Source organism: Stenotrophomonas maltophilia (assembly GCF_025642255.1).
Taxonomy (GTDB): Bacteria; Pseudomonadota; Gammaproteobacteria; order Xanthomonadales; family Xanthomonadaceae; genus Stenotrophomonas; species Stenotrophomonas maltophilia_P.
Genome location: NZ_CP106759.1, coordinates 1231923 through 1249932, shown reverse-complemented (window position 1 = coordinate 1249932; position 18010 = coordinate 1231923). Strand labels below are relative to the sequence as shown.

The 18010-nt window shown below is 67.3% G+C and carries 14 protein-coding genes; 9 read left to right on the top strand and 5 right to left on the bottom strand.

What is annotated here, in order from left to right; translation table 11 throughout:
• The first annotated feature begins 6 nt into the window (after positions 1-6).
• From lpxA to N8888_RS05770, 5 genes are all read left to right on the top strand, one after another.
• Positions 7-798 carry an acyl-ACP--UDP-N-acetylglucosamine O-acyltransferase gene (gene lpxA / locus N8888_RS05790; RefSeq protein WP_053519894.1) on the top strand — a complete coding sequence of 264 codons (792 nt, stop codon included), beginning with the start codon at positions 7-9 and terminating at the stop codon, positions 796-798.
• On the top strand, positions 795-2054 hold the full coding sequence (gene lpxB, locus N8888_RS05785; protein ID WP_053519895.1) for a lipid-A-disaccharide synthase: 1260 nt from the start codon (positions 795-797) through the stop codon (positions 2052-2054). Before lpxA ends, lpxB begins: the two co-directional genes overlap by 4 nt.
• Positions 2051-2710, top strand: a complete 660-nt coding sequence (locus N8888_RS05780; protein WP_065181173.1) for a ribonuclease HII — start codon at positions 2051-2053, stop codon at positions 2708-2710. Before lpxB ends, N8888_RS05780 begins: the two co-directional genes overlap by 4 nt.
• Positions 2711-2928: 218 nt before the next feature.
• Positions 2929-6522 (top strand): DNA polymerase III subunit alpha, encoded by a 3594-nt coding sequence (dnaE, locus tag N8888_RS05775; RefSeq protein WP_065174693.1) that lies wholly within the window; start codon positions 2929-2931, stop codon positions 6520-6522.
• Between the two features lie 150 nt (positions 6523-6672).
• Complete coding sequence (locus N8888_RS05770) at positions 6673-7632, top strand: acetyl-CoA carboxylase carboxyltransferase subunit alpha (RefSeq protein WP_053519898.1); 960 nt, start codon at positions 6673-6675, stop codon at positions 7630-7632.
• A gap of 118 nt (positions 7633-7750) precedes the next feature.
• Here N8888_RS05770 and N8888_RS05765 read toward each other — a convergent pair whose 3' ends face one another.
• Positions 7751-10147 (bottom strand): autotransporter family protein, encoded by a 2397-nt coding sequence (locus N8888_RS05765; protein ID WP_262219284.1) that lies wholly within the window; start codon positions 10145-10147, stop codon positions 7751-7753.
• 230 nt (positions 10148-10377) lie between these two features.
• On the bottom strand, positions 10378-10833 hold the full coding sequence (locus tag N8888_RS05760; protein WP_053519905.1) for a CopD family protein: 456 nt from the start codon (positions 10831-10833) through the stop codon (positions 10378-10380).
• A 144-nt stretch (positions 10834-10977) separates the two neighbouring features.
• On the opposite strand from N8888_RS05760, the gene N8888_RS05755 reads away from it, so the two are divergent.
• Complete coding sequence (locus tag N8888_RS05755; RefSeq protein ID WP_263177859.1) at positions 10978-11568, top strand: class I SAM-dependent DNA methyltransferase; 591 nt, start codon at positions 10978-10980, stop codon at positions 11566-11568.
• 93 nt (positions 11569-11661) lie between these two features.
• Positions 11662-12966, top strand: a complete 1305-nt coding sequence (locus N8888_RS05750) for a polyhydroxyalkanoate depolymerase (RefSeq protein ID WP_053519900.1) — start codon at positions 11662-11664, stop codon at positions 12964-12966.
• 111 nt (positions 12967-13077) lie between these two features.
• Here N8888_RS05750 and N8888_RS05745 read toward each other — a convergent pair whose 3' ends face one another.
• Together N8888_RS05745 and N8888_RS05740 are read right to left on the bottom strand one after the other, a co-directional pair.
• Positions 13078-14067 (bottom strand): sensor domain-containing protein, encoded by a 990-nt coding sequence (locus N8888_RS05745; protein ID WP_263177858.1) that lies wholly within the window; start codon positions 14065-14067, stop codon positions 13078-13080.
• Positions 14064-14429, bottom strand: a complete 366-nt coding sequence (locus tag N8888_RS05740; RefSeq protein WP_111185797.1) for a PadR family transcriptional regulator — start codon at positions 14427-14429, stop codon at positions 14064-14066. Before N8888_RS05740 ends, N8888_RS05745 begins: the two co-directional genes overlap by 4 nt.
• 136 nt (positions 14430-14565) lie before the next feature.
• Between N8888_RS05740 and N8888_RS05735 the strand changes: the two genes are divergently transcribed.
• Positions 14566-15468, top strand: coding sequence for a peptidylprolyl isomerase (locus N8888_RS05735; RefSeq protein ID WP_263177857.1), 903 nt, complete (start codon positions 14566-14568; stop codon positions 15466-15468).
• 583 nt (positions 15469-16051) lie between these two features.
• On the opposite strand, the gene N8888_RS05730 is transcribed toward N8888_RS05735, so the two are convergent.
• Positions 16052-16924, bottom strand: coding sequence for a DMT family transporter (locus N8888_RS05730; RefSeq protein ID WP_263177856.1), 873 nt, complete (start codon positions 16922-16924; stop codon positions 16052-16054).
• 115 nt (positions 16925-17039) lie between these two features.
• Here N8888_RS05730 and N8888_RS05725 point away from each other — a divergent pair, with 115 nt between their 5' ends.
• Positions 17040-17984 carry a LysR substrate-binding domain-containing protein gene (locus tag N8888_RS05725; protein WP_053518793.1) on the top strand — a complete coding sequence of 315 codons (945 nt, stop codon included), beginning with the start codon at positions 17040-17042 and terminating at the stop codon, positions 17982-17984.
• The last annotated feature ends 26 nt before the right edge of the window (positions 17985-18010 follow it).

Genomic DNA, 18010 nt, shown 5'->3' with positions numbered 1-18010 from the left:
CCAGGAATGACTGACAACGCCCCACGGATCCACCCCACCGCCGTCATCGACCCGTCCGCCCGGCTGGCCGACGATGTGCAGGTCGGTGCCTTCACCCTGATCGGTGCCGATGTGGACATCGGCGCAGGCACGGTCGTCGGCCCACACTGCAGCATTCTCGGACCGACCCGGATCGGCCGCGACAACCGCTTCATCGGCCACGCAGCCATCGGCGGCGAGCCGCAGGACAAGAAGTTCGCCGGTGAACGCACCGAACTGGTGATCGGCGACCGCAACGTGTTCCGCGAGTTCGTCACCGTCAACCGCGGTACCGGCGGCGGCGGTGGCATCACCACGATCGGTGACGACAACTGGATGCTGGCCTATACGCATGTGGCACACGACTGCCACGTCGGCAACGCCTGCGTGTTCTCCAACAACACCACGCTGGCCGGCCACGTTACTGTCGGCGACTACGTGATCATCAGCGGCTTCGCCGGTGCCCATCAGTTCTGCCGCATCGGCGCCCACGCCTTCCTCGGCATGGGTGCGCTGACCAACGGCGATGTTCCGCCGTTCACCATGGTGGGCTCCGATTCGCTGGGCCGTCCGCGCGGCATCAACAGTGAAGGCCTGAAGCGCCGCGGTTTCGATGCCGAACGCATCTCCGCCATCAAGCGTGCCTACCGGACCCTGTACGTGGCCGGCCTGCCGCTGGCCGAAGCCAAGCAGCAGCTGGTGGAACAGGCGCGCGACAGCGAGGACGTGAAGTCCATGCTGGAGTTCATCGAACACGCAGAGAGGCCCCTGCTGCGATGAGCAGCACGTCCGGCCAGGCGCCGGCCGGCGCCGCTGTCATTCCGCTGGCCTCCCTGGCCGGCAGCGTGCCTGCACAGCGGGTGCTCAGCGAGCGGCCGCTGCGGATCGCACTGGTGGCCGGTGAGGCCTCCGGCGACCTGCTCGGTGCCGGCCTGGTGCGCGAGTTGAAGGCCCGCTTCCCGAACGCCGAGTTCGCCGGCATCGGCGGCGATGCCATGCGCAATGCCGGTTGCCAGACCTGGCACGACGCCAGCGAACTGGCGGTGATGGGGCTGACCGAAGTCCTGCGCCACCTGCCGCGCCTGTTGAAGCTGCGCTCGGCCTTCCGCCAGCGCGCGCTCGAGTGGCAGCCGGACGTGTTCATCGGCATCGATGCGCCGGACTTCAACCTGGGCATCGAGCGCTGGCTGAAGCAGCGTGGCGTGCGCACCGTGCATTACGTCAGCCCTTCGGTCTGGGCGTGGCGCGAGAAGCGCGCCGAGAAGATCGGCAACAGTGCCGACCTCGTGCTGTGCCTGTTCCCGATGGAACCCCCCATCTACGCCCGGCACGGAATCGACGCGCGCTTTGTCGGTCATCCGATGGCCGATGACATTCCGCTGCAGGGCAACCGCGACGAAGCCCGTGCCGCGCTGGGCCTGCCGGCCACGGCCAAGGTGCTGGCGGTGCTGCCGGGCAGCCGCCTGGGCGAGATCTCGCGCCTGGGCGAGCCGTTCTTCGAGGCCGCGTGGCAGGTTTCCGAACGGATTCCGGGGCTGCACGTCGTGGTGCCTGCCGCCAATGCCGCCTGCCGTCGCCTGATCGAGGAACAGCTGTCGCGTTCGGCGCTGCCGGTCGCCTACTCGCATGTGCTTGATGGCCAGGCCCGCGACGCCATGATCGCCGCCGACGTGGTGGTGCTCGCCTCCGGTACCGCGACCCTGGAAGCCATGCTGGTGAAGCGGCCGATGGTGGTCGGCTATCGCGTCAACGAACTGACCTACCGCCTGGTCAAGGCGCTGGGCCTGATCAAGGTCGACCGCTTCGCCCTGCCCAACATCCTGGCCGGCCAGGACCTGGCACCGGAGCTGATGCAGCACGACTGCACGCCGGACAAGCTGGCCGCCGCCATCCAGCAGTGGTTCGACCATCCGCAACGGGCCGCCGACCTGCAGGGAACCTATTCGCGCCTGCATGAACGCCTGCGCCGCAATGCCTCGGCACGCGCCGCCGACGCTGTCGGCGAGCTGCTGGTACGCGAACTGGACAAGGCATGAGCCGCCGCCACGCCGCCGCAGCCAGCCTGGCCCTGTTCGACGGTTCACTGCGGGTTGAACCGGACCGCCTGGTCGCCGGTGTCGATGAGGCCGGCCGTGGCCCGCTGGCCGGGCCGGTCGCCGTCGCGGCGGTGGTATTCGATCCTGCCCGCCCGCGCATCAACGGCCTGGATGACTCCAAGCAGCTCACCGCCGCGCGCCGCGAGCAGCTGTACGATCGAATCATCGATCGCGCCCTGGCCTGGCATGTGGTGCTGGTGGACGTAGCAGCGATCGACCGCCTGAACATCTACCAGGCCACCCTGCAGGGCATGCGCGACGTGGTGGCGGCCGTGGCCCACGTGGCCGGCTTCGCCCGCATCGACGGCAACGTGGTTCCGAAGGGGCTGGTACTGCCGGCGCAGGCGCTGGTTGGTGGCGATGGCATCGACCGCGCGATCATGGCGGCGTCGATCCTGGCCAAGGTGTCGCGCGACCGGTACATGCAGGACCTGCACGTACAGCATCCGCACTACGGTTTCGACCAGCACAAGGGCTACGGCACTCCGGCCCACCTGGCGGCACTGCGTGAACACGGCCCCTGTGGCGAGCACCGGCGCAGTTTCGCCCCGGTGCGTGAATGCCTGGAAAACCCGGCGGCCGCGGCCATCGCCTGAACAACCGCCGCCGGGCATGGCCCGGCGGCATCGTGCGCCCACATTGCGGCGGTAGCGCCGGGCCATGCCCGGCGGCATGTTCGCGCAATCGACGCGCCGTCAAGAGCTTGTCGCCTCTCCCTGCCCTCGCTACCCTGACCGGGCATTCCAGCGCTTCCCGACCCCGGCGACGAACTCCCGTCGGCACCCGGGGCCCCCGCGCTCCAACCTGGTCCGGCATGTCCAACTCCCGTTTCGTACATCTCCACGTCCACACCGAGTTCTCGCTGGCGGACTCGACCATCCGTGTGCCGGCCAAGCCGGACCAGGCCGACCCGAAGAAGGCAAAGCAGGCCAACCTGCTGTCACGCTCGGTCGAGCTGGGCCTGCCCGCGCTGGCGGTGACCGACCTCAACAATCTGTTCGCCCTGATCAAGTTCTACAAGGCAGCCGAAGGCGTGGGCATCAAGCCGATCGCCGGCGCCGACGTGATGATCGCCGAGGAGGGCCAGGACCCGTGGCGGATGACCCTGCTGTGCCGCGACCGCGAAGGCTACCTGAGCCTGTCACGGCTGCTGACCCGTGCCTGGATGGAGGGCCATCGTCCGGAAGGCGGCGTCGCCGTGCATCCGGACTGGTTGAAGGCGGGCAACGCCAACCTGTTCGCGCTGGCCGGGCGCGAGAGCCTGGCCGGGCGCCTGGCGCTGGACGGCAAGCACGACCTTGCCGAGCAGCATCTGGCCGACTGGCAGCGGGTGTTCGGCGATGGCCTGCACCTGGAGCTGACCCGCACCGGCCGCGATGGCGAGGAGGCCTTCAACCGCTTCGCGCTGATGGCCGCCGGCCAGCGCGGCCTGCCAGTGGTGGCCAGCAACGATGTGCGCTTCCTTGCACCGTCGGACTTCAGCGCGCATGAGGCACGTGTGTGCATCTCGACCGGCCGCGTGCTGGACGATCCCAAGCGGCCGCGCGAGTACAGTGACCAGCAGTACCTGAAGTCGGCCGAGGAGATGTGCGCGCTGTTCGCCGACATCCCCGATGCGATCGACAACACGCTGGCGCTGGCCGAGCGCTGCAACATCGAGATGCGGCTGGGCACCTACTTCCTGCCCAACTACCCGGTGCCGGACGACGAGACCCTGGATACCTGGATCCAGAAGATGTCGCGCGACGGCCTGGAAGAACGCCTGCAGAAGAATCCGCTGGCGCCGGGCAAGACCCGCGAGGAGTACTTCGAGCGCCTCGAATTCGAGCTCGATACCATCATCAAGATGGGTTTCCCCGGCTACTTCCTGATCGTGGCCGACTTCATCCAGTGGGGCAAGAACCAGGGCATCCCGATCGGCCCGGGCCGTGGTTCCGGTGCCGGTTCGCTGGTGGCGTGGGCGCTGAAGATCACCGACCTGGATCCGCTGCCCTACAACCTGCTGTTCGAGCGGTTCCTGAATCCGGAACGCGTGTCGATGCCCGACTTCGACATCGATTTCTGCATGGACCGCCGCGACGAAGTGATCGACTACGTCGCACGCAAATACGGGCGCGAACGCGTCAGCCAGATCATCACCTACGGCACCATGGCCGCCAAGGCCGTGGTGCGCGATTCCGGCCGTGTGCTCGGTTTCCCCTATGGCCTGGTTGACGGCGTCTCCAAGCTGATCCCGAACATCCTCGGCATCCACCTGAAGGATGCGCTCGGCAAGGGCAAGGAAGGCCCGGGCTCGGAGATGGCATCGGCCGAGCTGATCCAGCGTTACGAAACCGAAGACGATGTCCGTGACCTGATCGATCTGGCGCTGCAGCTTGAAGACCTCACCCGCAACGCCGGCAAGCACGCCGGTGGCGTGGTGATCGGCCCCGAGCCGCTGAGCGAGTTCTGCCCGCTGTACGCCGAACACGACGAGAACGGCATCGGCAAGAATCCGGTCACCCAGTTCGACAAGAACGACGTCGAAGAAGTGGGCCTGGTGAAGTTCGACTTCCTTGGCCTGCGCACGCTGACCATCATCGACTGGGCAGTGAAGGCGATCAACAAGCGCCACGCGCGCGCCGGCATTCCGCCGGTGGACATCGCGGCGATCCCGCTGGACGACGCGCCGACCTACAAGGACATCTTCGCCAACGGCAACACCGGTGCGGTCTTCCAGTTCGAATCCTCCGGCATGCGCCGCCTGCTGAAGGACGCACGCCCCGACCGTTTCGAAGACCTGATCGCGCTGGTGTCGCTGTACCGCCCCGGCCCGATGGACCTGATTCCGTCCTTCAACGCGCGCAAGCACGGGCAGGAAGAGATCATCTATCCCGATCCGCGCACCGAAGCCATCCTCAAGGACACCTACGGCATCATGGTGTACCAGGAGCAGGTGATGCAGATGGCGCAGATCGTCGGCGGCTACTCGCTGGGCGGCGCCGACCTGCTGCGTCGTGCGATGGGCAAGAAGGTGCCGGCCGAAATGGCCAAGCACCGCGAGATCTTCCGCGAGGGCGCGGCCAAGGGCGGCGTCGACGGCCCCAAGGCCGACGAGATCTTCGACCTGATGGAGAAGTTCGCCGGCTACGGCTTCAACAAGTCGCACGCCGCTGCCTACGCGCTGGTCAGTTACCAGACCGCGTGGCTCAAGCGCCATTACCCGGCCGAGTTCATGGCGGCCACGCTGTCTTCGGACATGGACAACACCGACAAGGTGGTCGGCTTCCTCGACGAGGTGCGCAACCTCGGCCTGACCGTGCTGCCGCCGAAGGTGAACCAGTCCGCCTTCATGTTCGAGGCAGCCACGCCGGACACCATCCAGTACGGCCTGGGTGCGATCAAGGGTGTCGGCCAGGGTGCCTGCGAAGCGGTGGTGGACGAGCGGCTGCGGGGCGGAAACTACACCGACCTGCTCGATTTCTGTACCCGCGTCGGCTCGGCCAAGCTCAACCGGCGCACCCTGGAAGCGATGATAAACTGCGGCGCACTGGATGAGCTGGGCCGCAACCGCGCCTCGCTGATGCTGCAGCTGCCGGAAGTGATCAAGGCCACCGAGCAGATGGCACGCGAGCGCGCCTCCGGGCAGAACTCGCTGTTCGGTGGGCCGGACCCGAGCGCGGCGACGATCCAGCTGGACCTGCCGGAGGCCGAAGAGTGGCCCCTGCTGCAGCGCCTGAACGGCGAGCGCGACACGCTGGGCTTCTACCTCAGCGGCCATCCATTCGATCCGTGGCGCGACGACGTGCGCGATCTGGTCGGCAACGATCTGGGCGCGGTGGAAAAGATCTGGAGCGCCAGCAGCGGCGGTGGTGGTGGTGGCGGTGAGAAGCGCTGGCGGCCGGAAGTGCAGACCGTGCTGGCCGGCCAGGTGGTCGGCGTTCGCCGCAAGGGCGAAAGCCAGATCTTCATCCAGCTCGAGGACGGGCGTGGACGCGTGGAGTGCAGCGCGTTCTCCGACACCATGGCCGAGTTCGGCCACCTGATGACCAAGGACCGCATCCTGGTGGTCAAGGGCGGCCTGCGTGAAGACGAATTCAACGGTGGCTACGCCCTGCGCATCCGCCAGTGCTGGGATTTCGATGAGGTCTGCGCCAACTACGCTACGCGCCTGTCGCTGCGGCTGGACCTGCGCCAGCAGCGGCCGGTGTGGGAGCGCATCGATGCCCTGCTCGACCGCCATCGCCCCGGCCGCACGCCCCTGCGCCTGGACCTGCTGCTGAAGGGCCCGCACGGCGGTATCGCCGGCATGCTCGACGTGTCCGGACAGAGCGCCGTGCGCATCGACTCGAAGCTGATGGAAGCGCTGCGCGCCGACCCGGCCGTGCGCACCCTGAAGGTGCGCTACAGCCCGCCCTGGGCCAGCTGATCCCGCCCCGCCAGGTCCCGCGTCCAGCTGGCGCGGCCAAGGCAGCGCGCTGCCTGCCGGCCAGCCCCTCCGTACGCTCCAGACAGGGGCGTACGGGGAATTTCACCGGGTTCGGCTACACTTTCCTCCTTCTTTACACGACGGCTTCCGATGAATCCGAACTACCTCGACTTCGAGCAACCCATCGCCGACCTGGAAGCGAAGATCCAGGAGCTGCGCAACGCCAGTGCCGGTCCGGCGGTCAATGTCGAGGCCGAAGTGCACGCGCTGCAGGACAAGCTGCGCATGCGTACCGCACAGATCTTCCGCAACCTGACCTCCTGGCAGGTGCTGCAGCTGGCCCGCCACCCGTCGCGGCCCTACACCGCCGATTACATCCGCATCATCTTCGATGAGTTCCAGGAACTGGCCGGTGATCGCGCCTTTGCCGACGACAAGGCCATCATGGGCGGCCTGGCCCGCATCAATGGCCGCGCGGTGATGGTCATCGGCCACCAGAAGGGCCGCGACACCAAGGAGAAGATCAAGCGCAACTTCGGCATGCCCAAGCCCGAGGGCTACCGCAAGGCGCTGCGCCTGATGAAGATGGCCGAGCGTTTCGGCCTGCCGGTGCTGACCCTGATCGACACCGCCGGCGCCTGGCCGGGCATCGACGCCGAATCGCGCGGCCAGTCCGAAGCGATCGCGCGCAACCTGATGGAAATGGCCGAACTGAAGGTGCCGGTGATCTGCACCGTGATCGGCGAAGGCGGCTCGGGCGGCGCGCTGGCACTGGGCGTGGGCGACCGCACCGTGATGCTGGAGTACGCGGTGTATTCGACCATTACCCCGGAAGGCTGCGCCTCGATCCTGTGGAAGGACGCCGGCAAGGCCAAGGACGCGGCCGAACAGCTGGGCCTGACCGCCCCGCGCCTGAAGAGCCTGGGCCTGGTCGACAAGGTCGTGCGCGAGCCGACCGGCGGCGCCCACCGCAACCCGACGCAGATGGCCCGGCGCCTGAAGGCCGTGCTGCTGAACGAGCTGGACGCGCTGGACAAGCTGTCCACCGGGGAACTGCTGGAGCAGCGCTACAAGCGCCTGCGCAGCTACGGCACCTACGAGGCGGCGTAATCGCTGCTTCCGCTGCACGGTAACGCCTGAAGCCGGGCAATGCCCGGCTTCAGTGCCACATCCGTGTGGCGATACGTCCCTGTTCCTGCGCGTACGGGCCCGCCGTACGCCGATCTGCTTACCAGTTGTAGGACATGCCCAGCGTGGCGCTGACTTCGCGGTAGCCGGAGTCACCGCGGCTCACGTCCAGACCGCCCCAGCCCGTCCAGCCCTTGGTGAATTCCACCCGCGCGCCTGCACCCAGCGCGTAGCGGTTGCGCGGCGCGTCGCTGTCCATGGCCACGTCATCGAACGCCATGCCACCCGTGCGGGCGTCGCGATACCAGTTGGCGGTCAGGTACGGGGTCACCACGGCGCCATGCGTGCTGGTCGATTCCGCTTCCAGGCGCAGGCCGAGGCGGCCGGACAGGCCACTTTCGCCCAGGCCACGCACCACGGTGCCGTTCTGCTCGGTATGTCGATCCGTGCTGACGTTGGTGTAGACCAGCTGCAGCTCCGGCTGCAGGCTGACCCTGCTGTCGCCCAGCGTGCCGACGCCGAAGCGGTAACCCGCCTCCAGCGAACCCTGCCACAGGTCGCTGTCGTAGCGCTCCGCGGCCAGGCCATCGCCTTCCACCCGGTTGTTGAAGCGGCCGTGCTGCACCCAGCTGTCCACATAGGCACGACCAGTGTTCCAGCTGCCGTACACCCCTGCGGCCACGCCGGCGACCTTGCCGCGTGCCGCAAAGCCGGTCAGCGCCGAGGTGCTGGTGCTGTCAGCACGCCCACTACCGAGCATCACGCCCAGGCGGCCACGCCCTTCATCGAACAGCCCCACGTCTGCGCCCACCTGCACCACATGGCGCTGCGTGCGCAGATCCAGCTGCTCCTGCATGGCCCCCAGGCGCGCCTGCTGGCTGTCCACGCGTGCCCAGCCGTGCACACCCTCGGCAACGGCCGCATTGCCGTCGCGATCACTGCGCTGCAGGCGGAACAACTGCCCTGCGGCGTACTGGTTGGCCAGGTACGCGCCGGTCTCCGGGCGCAGCACCGGCTTCGGATCCGGATTGATCGGACCGGTCGGGTCGCAGTCGGGCAGCGACGGATCCAGGTCACAGGGATCCGGCGGCGTCACCGGCAGTTCCGAACGCAGGTACCAGTTGCCGTCGGCCTCATCCTTGAACAGGAAGTACTCGTACTGCCCGCCGACCGCACGGCCGACCAGGTCGAACTGCGCGTCGGACGCGCCGTTGATCTCGATCAGCTCGATGCCCTTGTCGGTCTGCGCGCCCTGGCCGCTGGCGTTGAGCACCCGCACATTGGCCTGCCCGGTCGCATCACCGGCGATCACCAGGCGGTCGGTCTGCGAGTCGTCCTCGCCAAGCACCGTGTTGAATACCAGCGTGCCGCCGTTACCGACGAACTCGTCCAGGGACAGCGTGTTGAAGCCGCCCGCGCCGTCGCCCAGCTTGACCATGCTGCCCGCATCCAGCTGCAGACGGCCGACACTGCTGTCGCCGGTCAGCTGCCAGGTGCTCTGCTCCCCCACCGCCACCGAGCTCGCATCGACGATGCGGCCGATCAGCGTGGCGCGGTTGCGCAGCGAGACATCCAGCTGGCCCGTGTAGGAGGTGCGATCGGCAATGATGTCGCCGGTCAGCGCCGCGTTCTCCACGTTGAAGCGCACAGCAACGTTGCCGACCTGCCCCTCCTCGCCATGCTTGACCAGCAACAGCGTGCCATCGCCGGCAATCAGGCGCGCACCGTTGCGGATGGTGATCTCGGCGGATTCGCCGTCGACGTCGGCATCGGGACTGCCCCAGTCGACATCGGGATTGACCCAGATCGCCGGGCCGGTCTGCGACTCCAGGGTGGAATTGTCGACGTTCAATACCAGGTTGTCCGCACCCCGATATTCGAAGTACATGACGGCGCCGTTGCGGCTGGCCCGGATCGTCGAACCGTTGACGATGTCAGCCCTGCCCGCGCCCATACTCAGACCGACGTTGTGGTTCCAGGCAGTGCTGTCGCGGTGTGCCACCGCCAGGTGGGAGTTGTCCATCAGAAGGTACACGTCGCCCTGTCCACCGTAGATTGCCGGGTACAAGGCGATGGCACCACCGACAGAGTTGATCTGCGTGTTGTAGAGCCTGGCAGACGAATCGATCGAAACGTTGAACTGGGTCATGCCCAGATCGAAACGGCTGTCCCGCGCGACCAGCCGGGAGCCGGACTGCACGTGAATGTTCTCACGGGCATTGCGGACCAGCACATCCGCACTCGTGAGGAAGGCATTGGAGCCATAGAACACCTGGATGCCGTAGGTGCTGGCGTTGGACACCGTAAGAGTGGAGCCATTGTTCGCCCGCCATGCTTCGGTAGGGTCACCCTGTACCACCTCGTGGTCCTCGCCGTTGAGGTTGCCGGCCAACGCGTGCTGGGCCAACGGCAGGGCCAGTGCCAGCAGCAGGCATTGCGAGAGCGGACGCAGGGCAAGGGAACGCCCGCCTGCGGCGGAACGATGGGCATGTTTCATGATGGATCTCCAGAGGGGGCACGTCAGCGGCACAGCGTGCGTGCAGTACCTGGCATTCCCATCCATGCCCACGCGGAGCGATGACGGGACTGCTGCAGGCAGCCGCTGTGTCGAAGGCGCGCAGTATCTGGAGACGCACGGGCGGGGCCCATGCAATTTGTTGCAAGGCGCGCCGCGCCGCTTGTCAGGTTACGCGGCGATTCATCTGGAGGTGCGCGATGTGCGCCGGCTCAGAAGGGTTTGGCCAGCACCAGCCAGACGATCGGAATGAAGGCCAGCAGCGGGATTTCGTTGATCCAGCGCAGCGCGCGCGAGGACGGCAGAGGCCGGCCCTTGGCGACGCCCTTGAGCAGGCGGCCGGTCCAGCCGAAGTAGACCAGCAGCAGCACCACCAGGCCGAGCTTGGCATGCAGCCAGCCGGCACCGCCCGGCGCGACCATCGTCGGGAAGTCCGGAATGACCCGGTAGCCCAGCCACAACACCAGTCCCAGGACGAAGGCCAGGCCGAACATCGAGTGGCCGAAACGGTACAGACGCAGGCCCATCAGCTGCAGGCGCTCGACCACTGCGGGTTGTCCCGCCGCCTCGGCCAGGTTCACCAGGATGCGCGGCAGATAGAACACCGTCGCCATCCACGCCACCACGAACACGATGTGGAAGGTCTTGACCCAGTAGTAGCTCTGCATGCGCTCGCTCCAGCGGCTGGCGTAGGTGGCGGCCATTCTCGCATGGCGTGCGGGTGTACCGGCTGCGGTCGGCGCGACCGATCGACGCATGGCGAGCGGCAACGCCGTACGATAGGCGCCGTTTTCAACGAAACCTCCTTCTGCGTGGACAAGACCTACGACGCCGCCTACTTCCAGCGCTGGTACCGCCAGGCCGACATCGGCGGCAGCGCCCGCCTCGCCCGCAAGGTGGCAGTGGCGGTGGCCACTGCCGAGTACTACCTGGAGCGGCCGATCCGCAGCGTGCTGGACATCGGCTGCGGCGAGGGGGCCTGGCGCGCGCCGTTGCGGAAACTGCGTCCGAAGGTCGAGTATCTGGGCTTCGACAGCAGCGAGTACGCTGTGCGTCGCTATGGCCGGACCCGCAACCTGCATCTGGCCCGCTTCGGCGACTTCGCCTGGCTGCGGCCGTGCGCGCCGGTGGACCTGCTGGTCTGCTCGGACGTGATGCACTACGTGCCCGACCGCGAGCTGCGCGCCGGCCTGGCAGGTGTGGCCGAGCTGACCGGCGGCATCGCGTTCCTGGAGACCTTCGCCGCCGAGGACGCGTTCGAGGGCGACCATGAGGGCTTCCAGTCCCGCCCGGCAGCCTGGTATCGCCGGACGCTGGCCCGGCACGGCCTGCAGCCGGCAGGGTCGCACTGCTGGCTCGGCCCCGCCCTGGCAGGCGATGCGGCCGCGCTGGAACGGATGTGAATCCGGATTCATTATTTTCAGCCAACTTAACCTGCGGGACACCCGGATGGGATATGCTGCGCGGCAACATATGACCATACATATTCGGTCGTCATGCTCTATCAACTGCACGAACTGACCCGCAACCTGCTCGCCCCCTGGGTGCACCAGGCCCAGGCCAACGCCAAGTTCTTCGCCAATCCCGGCCACTGGTGGTCGCAGATGCCGGGTGCCGAACGCCTGGCGGCGGTCAACGAACTGTTCCATCGCATCGGCAAGGATTACGAGAAGCCCGAGTGGGGCATCAACGAAATCGAGGTCGAAGGCGAGCGCGTGCCGATCGTCGTGCACGAGGAAGTGAGCAAGCCGTTCTGCAAGCTGCTGCGCTTCAAGCGTCACAGCAACGAAGCCGACCAGCTGCACACCATGCTCAACCAGCCCTTCGTGCTGGTGGTGGCGCCGCTGTCCGGCCATCACGCCACGCTGCTGCGCGATACCGTGCGCACGCTGCTGCGCGACCATCGTGTCTATGTCACCGACTGGGTCGATGCGCGCATGGTTGCGGCCAGCGAAGGTGATTTCGGCCTGGACGACTACATCGCCTACATCCAGGAGTTCATCCGCCACCTTGGCGTCGAGCGCCTGCACGTGGTCAGCGTGTGCCAGCCGACTGTACCGGTGCTGGCTGCGGTGTCACTGATGGCCAGCCGTGGCGAGCCCACCCCGCGCACGCTGGTGATGATGGGCGGTCCGATCGACGCACGCTGCAGCCCCACCGCGGTGAACAATCTGGCGACCCAGAACCCGCTGTCCTGGTTCGAGAACAACGTCATCCACAGCGTGCCGGCCGGCTACCCCGGTGCAGGCCGTCGCGTGTACCCGGGTTTCCTGCAGCACGCCGGTTTCCTGTCGATGAATCCCAGCCGCCATTTCAGCTCGCACTGGGACTTCTACGCCGACCTGGTCAAGGGCGATCTGGAAGACGCCGATGCGCACCGCCGCTTCTATGATGAGTACAACGCGGTGCTGGACATGCCTGCCAGGTACTACCTGGACACCATCCGCGTGGTCTTCCAGGACTTCCTGCTGCCGCGCGGAGAGTGGGTGGTCAACGGCGAAAAGGTCGACCCTTCGGCGATCCGCGATACCGCGCTGCTGAGCATCGAAGGCGAACTGGACGATATCGCGGGCCTCGGCCAGACCGAAGCTGCGCAGGCGCTGTGTACGGGCATCCCGGCCGAGCGCCGCGAGCATTTCATCGTCGAAGGTGCCGGCCATTACGGCATCTTCAGCGGCCGCCGCTGGCGCGAGGTGGTGTACCCGAAGGTACGCGACTTCTTCGCAGCGCACGCAGAAGCGCCAGCGGCAAAAGCGAAGAAGAAGAGCAACGTCACCCCGCTGCGCCGCAAGGCGGGCTGACCCTGCGCCGGGGGTCGGATCCCTTTCCAACAGAAAGGGCTCTGACCCCGGCACCCCGCTCGAACGGAGTCAGAGCCCTGTTCTGCGAACAGGGATCCGACCCCTCGTCGCTTACAGGCGCACCAGCAGGTTCTTGGCGATCAGGCCATGCAGCTTGCCGATGCCGCGTGCCAGGTGCAGCGTCAGCAGCAGCAGCAGGGCACCCGTCGCGGCGACCACGATCCCGACCAGCGGCGAGGCAGCCATCGGCAGCACGTTCACGCCATCAACGTACACGCCCGGGATTTCCCCGCTGAAGATCGCTGCCACCGGCGCCCAGATCAGTCCCAGCGACAGCGACAGCAGCGTCACCGCGATGGTGAAGTAGACAATGCCCAAGGGCAGCATCAGCACGAAGTACAACAGCGTCAGCCAGGTGCGGCCGTCCGTGAACATGTCGCCGATACGCTGCAGCCAGCTGCGGCTGCGGTCGGTGTAGCGCGGCCGCCGCGGCATGCGCTCGCCCAGCAGCGCCTCGACCAGGCGCCCCTCCAGCAGTGCCAGCCCGCGCACCGAACCGAAGAACAGCACGGTCAACGGCACGCCGATGATCAGGATCAGCAGGCCGAGCGACAGCGACAGGCCGGTCACCACCCAGGTGAAGAAGAAGATGCCGGTGGCCAGCGACAGCAGCATGTAGAACAGCGCGCCATAGGTGTGCGGATCGGCCACCACGCCAAAGAAGCGCGACAGCAGCGAGCGCGGCACCGGCACCGGCGGTGCCGCGGCCGGTTCCACACCACTGGCCTCGGCTGCCACACGCAGCACCGGCGCGGTGTCGGCGCGCGGCGTGCGCAATGCGCGGTTCACGGTGACTTCCGTTTCGCGGTAGATCTCCGCCACTTCATCCGGCGCACCGTAGCTGCCGGCCACATCGGCAATCACCTCCGCCTCGCTGCGACCGGGCTGGGCGGCCAGCTCGGAACGCAGGTATTCCTCGGCGTCATACAGCGCGTCCTGCACCATCGCCGGATCGGCGCCCTGCAGCGCCTCGCGCAGTTGCGCCAGGTACTGCGGGATGGTGGTCGGCAGGGCGCGGCCTGCCAGCCTCGGGTCGTTCATTGCGGTACCCCCTCCAACACGGAATCGACGGAATCACGGGTGGCCTGCCAGGCCTGGCGCCACTGCGCCAGCACTTCGCGGCCACGGTCATTGATGCGGTAGTAGCGCCGGGGCGGCCCGCTGCTGGAGGGCTCGACATGGCTCTCCAGCAGGCCGCCGCTCTCCAGGTTGCGCAGCACCGGGTACAGCGCGCTCTGCTTGCCACTCAGCACGCCCTCGCCCACGCGCTCCAGCTCCTTGGCGATGAGGTACCCGTACAGCGGCTCGCCGGTACGGGCCAGCACCGCCAGCAGGGCCAGCGACACGGTTCCGGCGCTGAGCTCCTTCTGGAACTTCTTCAGGTGGATGTCGTCTTCCGACATGCCCGGCCCTCCACTACGTTGAAGTCCACAGTAGTGCGAAGTTCGGTATAGCGAATGTGTCGTTAGTCATCCTGCCGGTTGGCGTGGCCCTGCGGCTCGCGCAGAATCGAGGGCTCGTTCATGTTCCGGGGTTTCCATGCCGCACCGTCGTCGCCTTGCCCTGACCGCCCTCGCCCTGGCCTGCCTGTTGCCCTCGCTGGCCAGCGCAGCGACGCCCTACCGCAGCCCGCAGCAGATCCTTGACGCCTCGGCCGCCAGCGATTGGCGCACCCCCGACCCGGCCAACCTGCTGTACATGGATCTGCCTGCCGGCCGGGTGATCATCGAACTGGCGCCCCAGTTCGCACCACGCCATGTCGCCAACATCCAGACGTTCGCCCACGAGCACTTCTGGGACGGCACCAGCATCTACCGTTCCCAGGACAACTTCGTGGTGCAGTTCGGCGATGCCGACGCCGATGACCCGGCCAGGGCCAGGCCGTTCGGCAGTGCCGCGCGCAAGCTGCCGGCCGAGTTCGAGCGTGCCAGCGCCGGCCTGAAGGTGAGCGTGCTGCCGGACCGCGATGGCTGGGCGGCGCAGACCGGTTTCGTCGATGGCTTCCCGGTCGGACAGGATCCGCAGGCCGGCAAGGCCTGGCTGGCGCACTGCTACGGCATGCTGGGGGCCGGTCGCAACAACGACGAGGACAGCAGCATCGGTGCCGAACTGTACGTGGTGACCGGGCAGTCGCCACGTCAGCTGGACCGCAACATCACCCTGGTCGGTCGCGTCCTGAAGGGCATGGAACTGCTCAGCGCGATCCCGCGCGGCCCGGCGCCGATGGGCTTCTATGAAGACCCGAAACTGCGCACGCCGATCATTTCGATCCGCCGTGCCAGCGACGTGACGGCCGCCGAACGCACGCCGATCCAGGTGTTGCGTACTGATTCAAAGACTTTCGCCGATACGGTGGAGGCGCGGCGCAATCGCGTGGATGATTTCTACAAGCGTCCGGCCGGGCATATCGATCTGTGCAATGTTCCGGTGCCGGTGCGGTGATGGGTTCCTGCACGTGACGCGTGCTGAAGGTGCTTCACTGTTCATGGGCGTCACTTTTCTTTGTACGCAAAGAAAAGTAACCAAAAGAAACGTTCCGCCGACCGCGAGCCGATGCGCGTTGCGCATCGGTACCCTGCGCTCCTCGGCCCGTCGAGGGACGGCGCGGGAACTCGCTGCGCTCAGACACCCGCGCCTCTTCGCCCTCGCCGGACCTGCGGTGCTCGGCTCGCTCAAGGCGGACCCAGATCAAAGTCCACAGCTGCACCCAGCAGATCCACGTCAAGCGTGGATGCTGTTGCTGTTGCTGTTGCTGTTGCCGTTGAACTTGATCTTCAGTCCGCCTTGAGCGAGCCGAGCATCGCAGGGGAATCAGGGGCGGAGAGGTGCCGATGTCTGAGCGCAGCGAGTTCGGCACCGTCCCCTGATTCACCGAGAAGCGCAGGGGACCGACGTGCGAAGCACGGCGGCTCGCGGCTTGGCGGCGCGTTTCTTTTGGTTACTTTTCTTTTCGCGCGAAAAGAAAAGTAACGCCCATGAACAGTGAAGCACCTTCAGCACGCGCCACGCGCAAAACGCCAACGCCTCAGCCCTTCTGACTCACCGCCACGCTACCCAGAATCAACGCACCCGCAATCAGCATCTGCAGCGTCACCGGCTCACCCAGGAACAGCCACGCGAACGCCGCACCGAACAGTGGAATCAGGTAGGTCACCGTGGATGCACGGGACGGGCCGATGCGGCCGATCAGACGGTAGAACATCAGGAACGCCAGCCCGGTGCAGGCCACGCCCAAGGCAATCGCCGCGCCCCACGCCTTGAGCGGAATCGCGGCCTGCGGCCAATGGCTCACCGCCATCGGCAGCATCCACAGCGAGGCGCAGGACAGCGTCGCCGCCGCCGCGGCAGCAGACGGCAGGCCCGCCATGTGCCGCTTCACCAGGTTCACCCCCAGTCCGTACAGCAGCGATGCCGCGGCGCCGGCCAGCACGGCCGTGCCGATGCCCAGGCCCGAGACCTTGGCCGTCGCCAGCACCACCACGCCGGCAAAGCCGACCAGCAACGCACCCGCGCGACGCACACCGATCTTCTCGCCGAAGAACAGGAAGGCGATGAGCGCGGCGAACAGGACCGTCACCGCATTGCAGATCGCACCGATCGCCGCCGGTGCGTGCTCGGCGGCGTAGGCGAACAGCACGAACGGCAACGCCGAGTTGACCAGGCCGATCGGCGCCAGCCACAGCCAGCGCCGCGGCGGGAACTGCGCCCGCGCGCGCCACAGGAACGGCAGCAGTACCAGTGCCCCCAGCAGCAGACGCACCTCGACCAGGGCGAACGGGCCGAACGATGGCACCGCCACCCGCATGAACAGGAACGAGCACCCCCAGATGGCGCCCAGCAGGGTCAACTCCAGCGGTGTGCGCCAGTCGCGCTCGGCCGCCTGTGGGACCGCATTCATGCCCTGCCTCCGTCCATCATCCACTCCTCGGTTGGTGCAACAGGATCAGACGCAGACGCCCGCCGCACAAGCGCGTAGTATCGCTGCCAGCCCCAAATATGGTTTGAGGCTGGACATGCAGCTACGCCCTTCCCTGCTCCCTGCCCTGGCCGTGTTCGCGGTCGCCGCGCGCCACCAGAACTTCGCCCAGGCCGCGCAGGAACTGCACCTGACCGCCAGCGCGGTCAGCCACCATGTCCGCCGCCTGGAAGAGGTGCTGGAAACCCGCCTGTTCCTGCGCCATGCCCGCGGCGTGCGGCTGACCGCCGAAGGCCGGCAGCTGGCCGACGCCGCCAGTGCGGCGTTCACCGATGTCGCCGCCGTCGCCCACAATCTGCATCCGGATGCGGACAGCGTGCCGCTGCGCATCACCACCCTGCGCTCGCTGTCGTACTGCTGGCTGCTGCCACGCCTGCCGCGCTTCACCCAGGCGCATCCGCACATCCGGGTGGAATTGCACACCGGCAGCGGCCTTGACCGCTACGACGACAACGGACCGGAGGTGGGCATCCGCTATGGCCTGGGCCAGTGGCCGGGGCTGCACGCGCAACACCTGATGGACGACAGCCTGTTCCCGGTCGCCTCGCCGGCGCTGCCGGGCGTGGAAGCCCTGCACGATCCGGCGCGCATCGCCGAGCTGCCGCTGCTGACCGATCTCTCGCCGCAGGGCTGGCGCGACTGGTTCCGCCATGCGGGCGTACGTCCGCCCTCGCCGCTGCCGCCGATGCACACCTTCGCCGACAGCACCGATGCGATGCGGGCCGCGGTGTATGGCATGGGCGCGGTGCTGGCGCGCACCCACATCGCCCAACCCTACCTGCAGCGCTACGAGGTGGTGCGGCTGCCTGGGCCCGCCCTGAAGGCCCGCTATGCGTATTACGTGGTGCATGCCGAAGGCCAGCCGCCCAGCCCTGCCGCACGCCTGTTCATCGATTGGCTGCTGGCCCAGGCACAGGACGACCGCACACCGATCCCGGCACTGCCCGACAGTCTGCTCGGCCGCGCGCCCACGCCCGGCTGACCAGGCCCTCACCCGGTCTTTGCCCA